Origin of the sequence: Paraburkholderia sp. EG304, assembly GCF_046543485.1 — a bacterium.
GTDB lineage: Bacteria > Pseudomonadota > Gammaproteobacteria > Burkholderiales > Burkholderiaceae > Paraburkholderia > Paraburkholderia youngii.
On record NZ_JBKGUA010000016.1, the window covers coordinates 136850 to 150726 of the forward strand.

Consider the following 13877-nt stretch of genomic DNA (forward strand, 5'->3'; position numbering starts at 1 on the left):
GGTGGCGCCGGAACCCTGCCAGCAGGCGATGCTTAGCTACCGGCCTTTTCGAAGCGGCGCAGCAGTTCGTCGCCGCGCGAGACGGACGAATCGAGCGCCTGTTGGGGCGTCTTCTTCTCCGCCCACACCTGCTCGAGTTCTTCGTCGATCACGGTGCGGATCTGCGGCATGTTGCCCAGACGCAGGCCCTTCGTGAACGGCAGAGGCGGCTTGTTCAGCATCTGGCGGATCGCGGTGTCGCTGCCCGGGTTCTTGTCGTAGAAGCCCTGCTGGCGCGTCAGATCGTACGCGGCGGTGGTGATCGGCAGATAGCCGGTGTCCTGGTGCCACTTCGCGGCGACCGGCGCCGTGGCCAGATACGCGAGGAACTTCGCGACACCCTTGTAGACGGCCGGGTCCTTGCCCGACAGCACCCACAGGCTCGCCCCGCCGATGATCGCGTTCTGCGGCGCGCCCTTCACGCTGTCGTCGTACGGCATCATGCCGGTGCCGAAGTTGAATTTCGCGTATTTCTTGATCGTCGCGAGCGAGCCCGACGAGTTCGTGATGATGCCGCAGTCGCCGCTATAGAACTTCGACACCGGTTCGTCCTTGCGGCCGACATAGGTGAACGTGCCGTCCTTCGCCATGCTTTGCAGGAACTGGATGTGCGCGACCTGCAGCGGCTTGTTGAATTCGAGCTGCGCGTCCATGCCGTCGAAGCCGTTGTTACGCGACGCGAACGGCGCCGCGTGCCACGCGCTGTAGTTCTCGAGCTGAATCCAGCTCTGCCAGCCCGACGAGTAGCCGCACGACATGCCCGACGCCTTCAGCTTCTGCGCATCGGCGTGCAACTCGGCCCAGGTCTTTGGCGGCTGGTTCGGATCGAGGCCGGCCTTCTTGAACGCATCCTTGTTGTAGTACAGCACCGGCGTCGAGCTGTTGAACGGCATCGAAATCAGCTCACCGGTCTTCGAGTCGCTGTAATAGCTGGCGATGGTCGGCACGAAGGCCTTCTGATCGAGCGGCACGCCCGCGTCCTTGAAGACTTGTGTGACCGGGACGATGGCTTTCTTCGCCTGCATCATCGTTGCGGTGCCGACTTCGTAGACCTGCAGGATCGCCGGTGCGTTGCCGCTGCGATAGGCGGCGATGCCGGCGGCGAGGGTCTGGTCGTAGGTGCCCTTGAACACGGGCACGATCTTGTAGTCGCTCTGCGATTTGTTGAAGTCGTTCGCAATGTCGTTCAGACGTTCGCCCAGCGCGGCTTCCATCGCATGCCAGAACTGGATTTCGGTCGCGGCGTGAGCTGCCTGGCTGACGCCGATGCTCAATACCGCGGCGACGGAAAGTGAGCGGAACAGCGGCTTGTAATTCATCGATTTATCTCCTGTTCGTAAGGGCGCGGACGCGAATCGCGCGATTCTAGTTGTGTTCGATGACATTCCGGCGTCGGATGCCGTGCGGCGCGGTCCAAGGGTGACGGCGCGCCGGAAGCCGAAATTTAGCATTGGCTGTCACGGAAAGGAAATAAATGGGCGGTGGTTCGGGAAGATCGCGGGCCATGCAGAGCATGGCGAGGTGCCGGATAGTGTGTTGCGCGACCATTACCATGTTTGAGATTTGACGCGTTGCGCAAGTCGTAGCGCGCAAACAAAAAAGCCCGCAACCCCTGAGGGTTCGCGGGCCTTACTCGCGCAGCGCAGTGTGCGCCGCTTCGCGCTTACACGTTAAACGGTAAGATCTCCTAGGAGAGCCTTGTAGCTGCTAGAAGGAGGGGGTAGCGATGCTGCACAATGCCCCCTGATATGCCCCCACTCCGAGCGAATGGTAGCGAACATTGGCGAACATTGCAGGAGAACCGAACTGACGTATTTTAGCCAGGGGGACCATCTTCTGCGGCGATCCTGTGTCGAAAAATCGTCCGTTCGACACGCTCGAAGTCGAGGTAGCGGTGATGGAACGCAGAGGCAGTGTCTCCTTCGCCAATTGCGCGCAATGTTTCGACGCAGTCCTCCAAGGTCACAGGCAGAAACTTGATGGTCTCTGGACCTTGAGATAGTAACTGCCTTTGGTAGGCATTCACCGCGCCTGTGCAATGGACGTTCTGCCTCGGATGCATGAGGACATACCGGCCCGAGCTGTAGGCGCCATTGTCGATCATGCTGTGGCAGAGCAAATGCTCCCTCCACAATTGCTGCAACGGACTTGCCCGGAGTGCTAGCGCTTCCGGATCCCTATAAATCCCTGAGGTTCTGGAAAGCTGGGCGTAGCGTTTGCGCAGCGTCAGCAGAGGCTCCGCCATCGTTTCGCTGTACTTCACCTCGATTGCGACAAACCCATTGCCTCCATGAATGGTTGTGCAAGGGACAAAGACATCGAATGCGGTGTAGTCGTTCGTATAGGCGGGCTTGCCTCGACCCGGTGAGTGCTCGAAGTAGATCCCATCGATGGACTCGACATAGTCTGCGAAAAGGCTACGAAAGAAGCGATTACCCTTTTCGATATCCAGCTTCATCCCTCCGAACAGGTTGAAGCAAAGCGGTTGGCTGGATAACAGATTCTTCCAAAGGCGCTCCTGTTCGATGATTGCGCCGATCTCGCAATATACGGATTCGCGTAAAGCGAGCTGTGCGATGTCGGGAGACAGAAAGTTTCCACCGGCTTCGGCGCTTTTGGTATCGAGGCGACTGCCCAATCTGTAGCGTTTGCCTTTGGCGTTGCGGTGGGTGCCGATGGATAGTCCCTTTTCCTCGCGCCAGAGCGCTTGCAATAGACGGGCCGCAGCCATGAATCGGCTGTCACTCGGTTCATAAACCTTGTGGGCCTTCAGGATGCTGATAGGAACGAGAGGAGGGCGGTTGTGTTGCATGGGATCTCCTTGGGAAAGCGGGGCCACGAACGGGCCTCGCAAGGAGATTTAGGCGGATACCGCCGCGATCACGTTTTGCGTGACAGACTCCGCGCTTTGCTACTTCTGGAGACCTTGCGTTGTTGCTGGCGAAGGTAGTCGCATAGAGTCTTGACCTGAGCGACTACAAAGTCACTGTTTTCCGACGATAGGCTTTCCAGCCACGCCGAAATTCGCATAGCCGGGGCGGACGGGCCAGCAGAGGCATCTGCCAACAGCACGGAAGCGCTCGTGTTCAGAATGCCTGCGAGCTTATCGAGCGTCAGCAGGGCGGGTATGGCTACGCCTCGCTCAAACCGGGAGATGGTCTCAGCGTCAACGCTGAGTTGTTCCGCCAACTGATCTTGTGTCCAGCCGAGCGCTTTTCTTTGGTCTGCAATTCGCTGCCCGAGCCGTTTCCCGAACTCATGTCGAGCATCTGCCTTCTCAACCATATGTGTTGCCTCAATAAACAACGTGTATGGTTGACTTGCCTCCTTGGATCGGGAAGGATGTAATTTGTTGGATTGACGGTCAACAAATTACATCTACTTGCGAGCTGCACTTGAACCCAGCTAACCGTTGGCAACTCTTTGCGAAACTTCTATGCGTTGGCCTGGCTGCCGCTGCTAGCTTGACGGCATGCGGGAAGGGCACCCCTTCGCCGACACTGGACGCCTCTACGTTTGAGCAACGTTACTTCCGCGCGAATCCACCGGATTGGGCGCAAGTGGTCGTAACGGAACGTCACTTCTTGCTGTCGTCGCAGCAGATGTATCGCTCGAATTTGGCATCGGTCTATTTTCACTCGTTCGAGGAGTGTCAGGCGAACCTGCGGAATTACTCGGCATGGCAGGCGCAGGAAGATGTCCGTAGGAGTGGACAAACCTTCATCCACGCGCTGGCGACCGACCAATACACGGACAACTCGCCGGCACTTGGGCCGGAATTGGTTACGTTGCAATGTGTGGACACGCGCATGCAACCCAAGACTCCTGTTCCAACTCCTGACTTTGCCAGTGCCATCAAGCTCGCGGAAACGCCGGTCGGTCAGGGCGATCTCCCTTTGGTCCAAGGTGGCGATACGAGGGCTGCCGCTTCGGGGGATCGAGTGATGTCCAAACCCAAACCTCTCACTTACCTTGATTCGCAGGAGTCAGGGGCTGCGAAGGATTTCGACGCCCAATACAATTCCGCGAACCAGCAAACCGTGTATCCGATTGTTCTTGGCGTGAGCATCTACGACATCGAAACGCGGAAAGTCGTTAGAGCCGGACCTACGCCATATCACTTCAACGAATTCTCGGATTGCTGGGGAAATGTCCTCAACTACCTGTCGTTGATGACGCCGTACTCGAAGAATGTTCCTCACCGTCCGGAACGCCTGGCGGGCTATGGGCAACCTGCGCCCGATTTGCAATATGTTGGCCGTGATCCGCAATCGCAAAGGATGGTACTTGTCATCCCTCAGTGTGTGGAGAAGACCGCTGATCGCAAATATGTCGAGGACCCGAAGCGACCGTGGGCACCCCCAGCGTTTGATCTTGCCCAGAAATTTGTTGCTTCGGGTTTTGTGAAGTGACGCCGCCGATCGGGTAACGAATTGAAGGGTATTTGAAATAAATCGACTGTTCGAGGCTGCCGGAAGATACTTTTTCGGTAGCCTTTTGTACGTTTGGGGCCTCTCAACCTTATATGTGTATGTAGGCGCGCCGGTTTCACCTCGGGCATCTACGCGGCGGACAATCGAGCGGCCTGCAAGCGGGCCTTTAGGTTGACCGCCGCTTTGAAGGTGATAGCTTCGGCCCAGCGGGTTCGCGCGCCTCACGTGCGTGGATTCATTGGGCCGACCAACCAGAGAGGCACCCAATTGAATTCAATTGACAATAGACATGCTCCGGAGTGCGGCGATGAAAAGCTCGCCTCCATTTCGTGGGAGCGGAACGATCGCGCTCGGCATCTACGAGAATCGGGATACCAGGGAGGCTGGAGGGATGTCTTTGCGGCGGGAGCGGGAGGAGGCGGAGACTCCCGAATCTTGCAAAGCATCTTTGGCGCAAACAAAGCGGAAGTAGATCGCATCGCTGAGCGGGAGCACCCGAGGCGGGAGCCGAGTCCCCAATTCTTCAAGAAGCCCCATGATCCTGAATTCGATGGACCGGGGGGGTATCTCTCGGCGTCCCAGGTACGTGAACTCTACAGTGCCGTTGCGTTCGCGAATTCAACTGGGCAGGTGATGAATGTGCACATCAGCATCACGTGGGGGCTGCTTGGGATTAGTGACCATGAGGCAGCGGCAAAGGCTTTGTGTCATCAGTTTATGAAACATCTCCGGGACTGGTATCAGCACAAAGTGCCGAAAGATCGCCCGTTCGTCTGGCTATACGTCCATGAGGTAGGGCAAAGGCACGGATTCCACACACACATTTTGACGGACATCCCCGTTGAGTTGCGCCCGGCATTTCGGGAATGGGTGCGTGCTCGCTTAGCCGGGGCAGCGCGTCTTGGTGTCCCACCGCATAAAGACGCTTCCAAAGTCGTTGCGCCCCCTAGCGATCCTATTGGGCGACAGTGGTGGTATTTGCAATATTTAGCAAAGGGAGTGAGCGCGAAGGCGGAGGTGCGGTCAGTTGTCGGCGTCGATCCGTATGTACGCGTCGCGAAACTGATAAAGCATCCGCTCAAGAGTCCTGGCGATGTCGGATGCCGGAAGACGTGCGGTGTATCCAACAATATCGGAAAGGAAAGCCGTAAGAAGGCCGGATTCCGATCCCTGCTGGAGCGGGGGATAGCCGATGTGCGCCGCCTGTACGCGGGCATGGAATACCTCGAATATTTACGTCAACAGGAGGCGGACATGACCGACACTGTTGCTCGCCGATTGATCGGCGTCGAGCGGCAGGTCGATGAACTCGCTCAGTGGGAGCGGGACAACGCACGTCAGAACGCGAAGGCTCGTAAGGCGCAGAGGACGGCCCGTCGTGCCGAGAAGGCCGAACAGAAACGGATGGATGAATGGATCAAAGACTTCCGGAGCGAGCAGGCGGAGATAAGTCAACGATTGATGAAGCTTTTTACTCTCTAGACTCGAACTCGGATAAAAGGTGCAAAGTACAGATGGCAGACCTTTGGTTGAGTTTTTTCTTATATAGATCAAAGGCTTGGCGAGGGTGTGGTCGATGGGCGTTGCCTAAGCGCGCATTTTTGCCCGCGTACAGGCGGCGCACATCGGCTATCCCCCGCTCCAGCAGGGATCGGAATCCGGCTTTCCTCGGAGCCTCATGGCGATCCTTCATCGATCATGGACCTGTCAAGATGAGGTCGTTTCCTCCGGGGCTGCCGGTAGTAGTCGGCCCGGGCGGAGGGGCAATCGTGCGGACGGTACACGGGGACAACAAGATGGTAGGAGGCGTTGGCGGATGCGGTGGTCGCGGTGAAAGCAATTGTCCCGAGCTTTTATAAAGCGTTTGCCGTTCGATCAAACAGCCATTCGTAGTCCAAAGAACGTGAATGCCTTTTACATCGTGGTGTTTGCTAGTCTTTGGTTCGCAGAAACTCAACAAGAATTAGATTCGATTGCCATCTCAACCTGTAACTGCCTACCGTAGATCGCGTCGTGCAGCGACGTCTGCATCGCAAGCGACGTGCTGGGCGTCGCGGCCTGACAGTTAAGCAGTGCCGCAGGAGCATAGTGCCATTCTCTGTCAACGGATGCGATTTCACTACCACTGCAGACAGCGGTTGATGCTTTTTAAATAGCCCCTAAGTGCCTGCGGGTGCAGGGGCGATCAATCAACGGGGCCCGGTCCTTCGCGCGACGCAATGGAGCTGCCCAGTATCATACGCAGCATTGATACAATCCTGAACGCGCTCGTCGGAATTGGCTTATTCGGTGGCGTAAGACCACCCGAGGGAAACAATGGCAGTCGATCTTCAAGACCTTTCTCGGCGCCTGTTCGCCACGGCGAACCAGCTCTGGACCAATACCGAGCTGAGGCCGGATCAGTATGCGCAGCCGGTATTGGCACTGATTGCTCTGCGGCAGATGGAGGCGCGGTTCGATGTCGTCGATGCCGAGCTTCCGCGCGGCGGGCGGCTCGGCAATCCCACGCCGCCGGATTACCATGCGAAGGGCGCGATCTTCCTGCCGGCGCATGCACGCTTTTCCTACCTGCTTGGCCTGCCGGAGACAGAGAATCTGGCCGAGGCGTTGAACGAGGCGATGAAGGCCATCGCCGAGCACAATCCCGATCTCTCCGGTGTGCTGCCGCAGGGCTACGGCTCTCTGCCCAATTCGGTGTTGCGCGAGCTGCTGCGGCTGCTGCAGCCGCTCGCGATCGCAGGCGACGCCTACGGTCTGATCTTCGAATATTTCATGGGCGAGTTCGCCTCCGCCTTCATGCAGAAGGGTGGCGAGTATTTCACGCCCTCTAGCATAGTGAAGCTGATCGTCGAGGTGATCGAGCCTTTTCATGGCCGCATCCTCGATCCCGCCTGCGGCTCCGGCGGCATGTTCGTCCATTCCGCCGAATTCGTGAAGCGGCACAATGAAAACCCCGCGCGTGCCATTAGCGTCTATGGCGTGGAGAAGATGGCCGATACGCAGAAGCTATGTCGGCTCAATCTCGCGGTCCACGGCCTTTCCGGCGATATCCGCGTTGCCAGTAGCTATTACGAAGATCCGCACCAGATGGTGGGCAAGTTCGATTTCGTGATGGCCAATCCGCCCTTCAACCAGAAAGAGGTCGATACCGCCCGCTTGGTGAACGAGGCAGGGCATGTGGATGCGCGCTTTTCGCTGGGCGTGCCCAGCGTCAACAACGCCAACTACCTGTGGATCGGTCTGTTCAATGCCGCTCTCAACGATCACGGCCGCGCCGGCTTCGTGATGGCCAATTCCGCTTCAGACGCAGGCGGTTCCGAGCGGGAGATGCGGCGCAAGCTGATTGAGAGCGGTGCGGTCGATGTGATCGTCTCGACCTCGCCCAATATGTTCTTCACCGTCACTCTGCCGGTGACGCTGTGGTTCCTCGACAAGGGGAAGAGGGGAGGCGCACGCGAGGATCAGGTGCTGTTTATTGATGCGCGCCATATCTTCCGGCAAGTGACGCGTGCCCATCGCGACCTTACACCTGACCAGATCGAGTTCCTGGGCAATATTGTGCGCCTGTGGCGTGGCGAGGAGGCGGAATTGGCAGCGGGCAGCGGCACGGGGATGGCCACGCATTTCGAGGACGAAGGCTACAAGGACATTCCCGGCCTCTGCAAAGTCGCCACCCGCGCGGAGATCGCCGCGCGCGACTGGAGCCTGAATCCCGGCCGCTACGTGGGCGTCGCCCCGGGTGAGCAGCCCGACGACGAGGATTTTCGGGAACGGCTAGAAGCCTTGCAGGAGGAGTTGGAAGGGTTGAACGCCGAGGCTACGCGCTTGCAGGCGGTGATTGCGGAGAATGTCGCCGAGGTGCTCGCGAGATGAACGCTACTTTGATACCACTAGAAGACGTTTGCATCTCGATCAACAGCGGCGGAACGCCTTCCCGACAGCAGGCATCGTATTGGGACGGCGGGACAATACCTTGGATTAAGACCGGCGAATTGAACGACTGGAAAGTACAGTCGATCGGCGAGAAAATCACCGAGAAAGGCCTGAATAACTCTTCAGCGAAGATCTACGCGCCCGGCACGGTCTTAATCGCGATGTACGGCGATGGGAAAACCATCACCACCATGGGAATTGTGGACAAGCCCAGCGCGACTAACCAGGCATGCTGTGCGCTCGTCGCCGATCCACGGATTTGTGATCCTCTCTACCTGTTTTATGCGCTGAAGGATCGTCGCAGTGGGCTGCTGAATTTAGTCGTCGCTGGCGCTCAGCGAAACCTCAGCGTTGGGACCATCAAGAAGTTTCCGATCCTGCTGCAGCCCCTCGAAACCCAGCGGCGGATCGCGAGGATTTTGGGGGCTTATGACGATTTGATCGAGGTCAACCGGCGGCGGATCGCGGTACTGGAGGAGATGGCGCGCGGGTTGTTTACCGAATGGTTCACCCGCCTGCGTTTTCCCGGCCATGAGAACGTGGCCATCGAAGATACCCCCGATGGTCCCCTGCCGGCGGGTTGGAGCTGGGGAACGCTTGGGGATTTCCTTACGCTCCAACGTGGCTTTGATCTTCCTTCGGCTCAGCGCGTTGACGGGACTTTCCCTATCGTTTCCGCCAGTGGTGTTACTGGCAGTCATGTTGAGAGTCGCGTGTCGGGTCCGGGCGTCGCAACGGGTCGCTCGGGCACTATCGGTCAAGTCCATCTTGTGATGGGTGATTTCTGGCCGCTCAATACTGCCTTGTATGTGAAAGAGTTCAAAAGGGCAGGCCCCGCATATGCGACCCTCCTTTTGCGTCACTTGGACCTGTCCAAGCACAGCGCGGGGGCGGCGGTCCCGACGTTGAACCGTAACCACGTTCACGGTATCAAGCTTGCAATCGCGCCATCACCGCTATTGAATCGCTTCGAGCAGATCGCGATGGCCAATTACAAAGCAGCCGACGTTGTTCGTCGCGAGTCCCATACACTCGCCGCCGCCCGTGACCTGCTCCTCCCCCGCCTGATCTCCGGCCAGCTTTCCGTCACCCAGGCCGAGCGGGAATTGGAGGTCGCCTGAGATGGTGCCGCCTTCACTCTCCAGCGAGTTTTCCGAAGACGCTGCCGTGGAGCAGCCGGCACTGGAGTTGTTGCAGCAACTGGGCTGGAAACACGTCAACCTCAGGGACGAAACGCTGGGGCCGGATAATCCCACCGGGCGCACTAACTTCCGCCAGGCATGGCTCCCCGCCCGCCTGCGCGCGGCGCTCACCAAACTCAACCCCGGTCTGCCGGAGGAAGCGCTGAAGCTGGCCGAGGAGGCACTGGCGCAGGATCGCTCTGCCCTTTCTCCCATCGCTGCCAATCGCGAGTTCAACCACTTGCTACGAGAAGGCGTCCGTGTGGAGGTGAAGCGCGCGGATGACGGCAAAAGCGAAACCGTCACCGTCCGCGTAATCGACTGGCGCGATGTGGCGGACAATGATTTTCTCGTCGCCAGCCAGGTCTGGATCGAGGGGCTGCTGCACAAACGTCGTCCAGACACCATCGGCTTCGTCAACGGCTTGCCGTTGCTCCATGCCGAATGGAAGGCGCTCACCAAGCCGGTGTTCAACGCCTACGATGAAAATCTGCGCGATTATCGTGACACCATCCCACAGCTATTTCCCTTCAACGGCTTCGTGATCCTTTCCAACGGCCATGAATCGCTGATGGGCGGCTCGCATACCGATTTTGATTTCTTCGCGCCGTGGAAACGGCTCGATGAGGATGGACCCGAAGACCCGAGCCTTGAGACGATGCTGCGAGCCACTTGCGAGCCAGCACGCTTCCTCGACCTGATCGAAAATTTCCTTCTGTTCGATGAAGCCAAGGGCGGTCTGCGCAAGGTGGTGGGCAAATATCATCAGGTGCTGGGCGTGAATCGCGCGATGGCGGCGGTGGAGCATGTCAGCCAGAATAATGGTCGCCTCGGCGTCTTCTGGCATACGCAGGGATCGGGCAAGTCCCTCTCCATGGTGATGTTTGCCGAAAAGGTGCTGCGGCGCTTGGGTGGCAACTATACCTTTGTGATCGTGACCGACCGGACCGAGCTGGACGACCAGATCGCCGGGCAATTCGCCAGCGTTGGCGCTCTCACCAAGGATACGCAACAGGTGCAGGCGGATAGCCGGGTGCATCTGCGGGAATTGCTGGCGGGAAACGAACGTTACGTCTTCACTCTGATACAGAAATTCTCGACCGCCGATCGGGAGCCGATGCCGGTGCTCTCCGAGCGTTCCGACATCATTGTGATTACGGACGAGGCGCACCGTAGCCAGTATGACCAGCTTGCCGCTAACATGCGTGCGGCGCTACCCAACGCCGCTTTTATCGGCTTCACCGGCACGCCGCTAATTCAGGGCGAGGAAAGCCGCACTCGTGAGGTGTTCGGCGACTACGTTTCGGTCTACGACTTCGCCCAGTCCGTCCGCGATGGCGCGACGGTGCCGCTCTACTATGAATCGCGCAAACCCGAGCTTCAGCTCAACGCTGACGAGCTGAAGGAGGAACTGGACGAGTTGCTCGATGAGGTGGAGCTGAGCGAGGAGCAGGAGAAAAAGCTCCAACGCGAATTCGGCCGACAATATACGCTCATTACCAATCCCGACCGGCTCGACAAGGTGGCCGATGATGTAGCGCTGCACTTCGCCATGCGTGGCTATCGCGGCAAGGCAATGTTCGTTGCCATCGACAAGGCAACTGCAGTTTCCATGCATGATCGCGTCAAGGCGGCGGTTGCCCGGCTGATCGCGGCTGATGAGAAGGCGCTCAAGACTGCGCATGAGGCGGAAGGAGTGGCTATTGCCGAGCGACTATTGTGGTTGCGTGAGCTCGATATGGCCGTGGTTGTCAGTCAGAGTCAGAACGAGATCGGCGACCTCAAGAAAAAGGGCCTCGATATCCTCCCTCACCGCGAGCGGATGCAGAAGGAAGACCTGGAGGAGAAGTTCAAGGACAAGAACGACCCGCTGCGACTCGTCTTCGTCTGCGCAATGTGGATCACTGGTTTTGACGTACCCAGCATCGGCACTGTCTATCTCGACAAGCCGATGAAGAATCACACTCTGATGCAGACCATCGCGCGCGCCAACCGCAACGCGCCGGGCAAGACCAGCGGCGTGATCGTCGATTACGTGGGTGTGTTCAACAATCTGCAAAAGGCACTGGCGATCTACGCCGGCAGCGCGGGCGGCGCGGACAAGGACGAAACGCCGATCAAGGACAAGGAAGCTTTGGTCAAGGCGTTGGAAGTGGCGCTGGAATGGGGACGGAGCTTCACGCAGCCGCTGGGCGTAGATACCGATGCGATCATGGCGGCAGATGCCCTTTCCCGTCTCAGCCTGATCGCCAAGGCGGTGGAGGTCTTGGTCGCGCCTGACGAACGGCGAAGGGAGTTTGGCTACCTTGCCGGTGCGGTGACAAAGGCCTATAAGGCGTTGCTGCCCGATGAGCGGGCTGCGCCGTATCTCAAGCCGGTTGCTGTGTTCCACATGCTGGCGGACGCTGTGAAGGCTAAGCTCGGCCCGACGGATATTTCCGCCATTCAGGCGAAGATCGCCGAACTGCTGGACGAGAAACTGGAAGGCGTCGCTATCCTGACGCCTATCGTTGAAGGCGCAGGCGCCGAGGGGCGCGTCGATCTCTCCGGCATTGATTTCGGCAAGCTCGCCAAGTTGTTCGAGAAGAGCCCCAAGGTCGCCGCCGAACGCGCGCGGGAGAAGGCCGAGGACAAGGTCAAGAAGATGGTCGAGGTCAACCCAACACGCGTCGATCTGGTCGATAAGCTGGAAAAGCTGGTCGACGAATACAACGCGGGCTCCATTGACGCGGAGAAGTTCTTCGAGGCACTGAAAGAATTTGTCGCTGGCCTCTCCGAGGAAGAGCAGCGTGCCGCCCGCGAAGGGCTGACTGAGGAGGAGCTGGCGATCTTCGACCTACTTACCACCCCGGAGCCGAAGCTGACCGGAGCTGAGGAGACGGAGGTAAAACGCGTGGCGAAGGTCCTGCTAGCCAAGCTCCACGAGCTGGTGGACGGTGTGGACTGGTTGCGCGGCCAGGAAACGCGCGGCGCGGTGTGGTCCGAAATCCGGCATCGACTGAACGAATTGCCGCAGGAACCCTATCCGGATGCCCTGTGGAACGCGAAGGTCAGCAAAGTATGGGATTTCGTGACGCGGCGCTATGCCGGCGAGGGCTGGGGTATTCAGTGACGCTTCTCGCCGACCATCTGTTTGATGGCAATCGGCCGCGCACGCCCCTTCCCTGATGTTCGCCCAGTGACGTGGAGGTCAAGGTTCGTCATGGAGTCTGTGCGGACAATCTTGCCTCATAACGCAAGCGCTCGCCAGAGTTGGAGGGCCGCTCGTCGCCGGTGATGAAGCGGGAAAGCCGGCGCAAGGAATGGATAGATGGCAATCGGCGCGAGCGGCAACGAACTCAGCAACTGACTGTCGAACTGCGATAAATTGGGGCAAAGTACAGATGGTGCGGGTTCGAACGCGATTTTTTGTTTTTAGATCAATAGCTTAATGTTCGAGTGGCGGAGGGCCGTTGCCTACGCGCACTTTTCGCCGCGCACATCGACTACTGGCGCGCTTCAGCAGAGACCGGAATCCTCGTCGGATCGGTAAGGCTGGGCAATTTTGTGAGGCCAAGAGGCCGACGGATACCTCGCCACTCGCTTTTTTCTTGGAACCGTGAACGTCTCGGGGGCATGCTCGGTGGGGCGGGCAACATGGTTGGCGGTAGTCCAGGGGTTCGCTGCGCGGTCGACCCCGAGGTCGGGGGCGCGGGGAACTTGTCGAACGCAGCGGCTGACGGCGCGATGCGCGTGTTGTTCGAAGCAAAGCGGGTACATTTATGTAGCCCCGAGTGTGGCGATTCATACAGCGATCACCATCGATTTTTGTGCCAATTTTTTGCATACCGCGCGTGGGGGCGATTAGCGCCTCGGAAGCCGTGTCTTGCATGTGCCTGCACAGCGCTGTAGCTATACAATCAGGTTGTACTGCGGGAGTCGAGCATTCGGTCTCTTAGGCTTCGAGTTAGCTATTGGGTGCGGCAGATGAAGAACTGGACGGCGTCCTTGATCGCGTTTGCGGCGGTTATCTTCTTGGGCTGGTACAGCGGCGTGGAGTATTTGGTCCGTGGCCATGACCAAGCCTTCTGGGTTGCGGGAGCGCTTAGCGCTTCGATCTGGTTTTACCTTCGTCGCAAGTTGACGACCGGCGAGTTACTTTCTCAGCTCTCGCTTCGACTCAATCGGATACGATGGACGGCGGCGGTTTTTGTTTTCGTATTGGCGGATGGTTGGTATGCGGGCGTTGACCTCGGTGCCCGAGGGGCTGGGGGAGCGGGGGTGTTGATGCTCGCGACCGCGTTTGCTGGGC

At 58.6% G+C, this 13877-nt stretch carries 8 protein-coding genes; 5 read left to right on the forward strand and 3 right to left on the reverse strand.

The features are described from left to right. Positions 1-32: 32 nt before the first annotated feature. From ugpB to ACLFKU_RS20495, 3 genes are all read right to left on the reverse strand, one after another. Positions 33-1358, reverse strand: a complete 1326-nt coding sequence (gene ugpB / locus ACLFKU_RS20485) for a sn-glycerol-3-phosphate ABC transporter substrate-binding protein UgpB (RefSeq protein ID WP_368584321.1) — start codon at positions 1356-1358, stop codon at positions 33-35. Between the two features lie 497 nt (positions 1359-1855). Then, on the reverse strand, positions 1856-2851 hold the full coding sequence (locus ACLFKU_RS20490) for a PGN_0703 family putative restriction endonuclease (protein ID WP_410850256.1): 996 nt from the start codon (positions 2849-2851) through the stop codon (positions 1856-1858). A gap of 68 nt (positions 2852-2919) precedes the next feature. Next, entirely contained in the window at positions 2920-3324 is a 405-nt protein-coding gene (locus ACLFKU_RS20495; protein ID WP_410850257.1) for a helix-turn-helix domain-containing protein, read from the reverse strand. 299 nt (positions 3325-3623) lie between these two features. On the opposite strand from ACLFKU_RS20495, the gene ACLFKU_RS20500 reads away from it, so the two are divergent. The 5 genes from ACLFKU_RS20500 (at position 3624) to ACLFKU_RS20520 (ending at position 12698) form a co-directional block, all read left to right on the forward strand. After that, positions 3624-4451, forward strand: a complete 828-nt coding sequence (locus tag ACLFKU_RS20500) for a hypothetical protein (protein WP_410850258.1) — start codon at positions 3624-3626, stop codon at positions 4449-4451. A 456-nt stretch (positions 4452-4907) separates the two neighbouring features. Beyond that, entirely contained in the window at positions 4908-5954 is a 1047-nt protein-coding gene (locus tag ACLFKU_RS20505) for a hypothetical protein (RefSeq protein ID WP_410850259.1), read from the forward strand. Between the two features lie 834 nt (positions 5955-6788). After that, a complete protein-coding gene (locus ACLFKU_RS20510) occupies positions 6789-8345 on the forward strand; it encodes an N-6 DNA methylase (RefSeq protein WP_410850260.1) in 1557 nt (518 codons plus the stop codon). Beyond that, positions 8342-9526, forward strand: coding sequence for a restriction endonuclease subunit S (locus ACLFKU_RS20515; RefSeq protein WP_410850261.1), 1185 nt, complete (start codon positions 8342-8344; stop codon positions 9524-9526). The genes ACLFKU_RS20510 and ACLFKU_RS20515 overlap by 4 nt, the downstream gene beginning before the upstream one ends. Before the next feature lies 1 nt (position 9527). Beyond that, entirely contained in the window at positions 9528-12698 is a 3171-nt protein-coding gene (locus tag ACLFKU_RS20520) for a type I restriction endonuclease subunit R (protein ID WP_410850262.1), read from the forward strand. Positions 12699-13877: the final 1179 nt, after the last annotated feature.

Coding starts and splice junctions, on each gene's coding strand:
- ACLFKU_RS20515 (WP_410850261.1), top strand. CDS start 8,342: ATGAACGCTACTTTGATACCACTAGAAGACGTTTGCATCTCGATCAAC.
- ugpB (WP_368584321.1), bottom strand. CDS start 1,358: ATGAATTACAAGCCGCTGTTCCGCTCACTTTCCGTCGCCGCGGTATTG.
- ACLFKU_RS20490 (WP_410850256.1), bottom strand. CDS start 2,851: ATGCAACACAACCGCCCTCCTCTCGTTCCTATCAGCATCCTGAAGGCC.
- ACLFKU_RS20520 (WP_410850262.1), top strand. CDS start 9,528: ATGGTGCCGCCTTCACTCTCCAGCGAGTTTTCCGAAGACGCTGCCGTG.
- ACLFKU_RS20495 (WP_410850257.1), bottom strand. CDS start 3,324: ATGGTTGAGAAGGCAGATGCTCGACATGAGTTCGGGAAACGGCTCGGG.
- ACLFKU_RS20510 (WP_410850260.1), top strand. CDS start 6,789: ATGGCAGTCGATCTTCAAGACCTTTCTCGGCGCCTGTTCGCCACGGCG.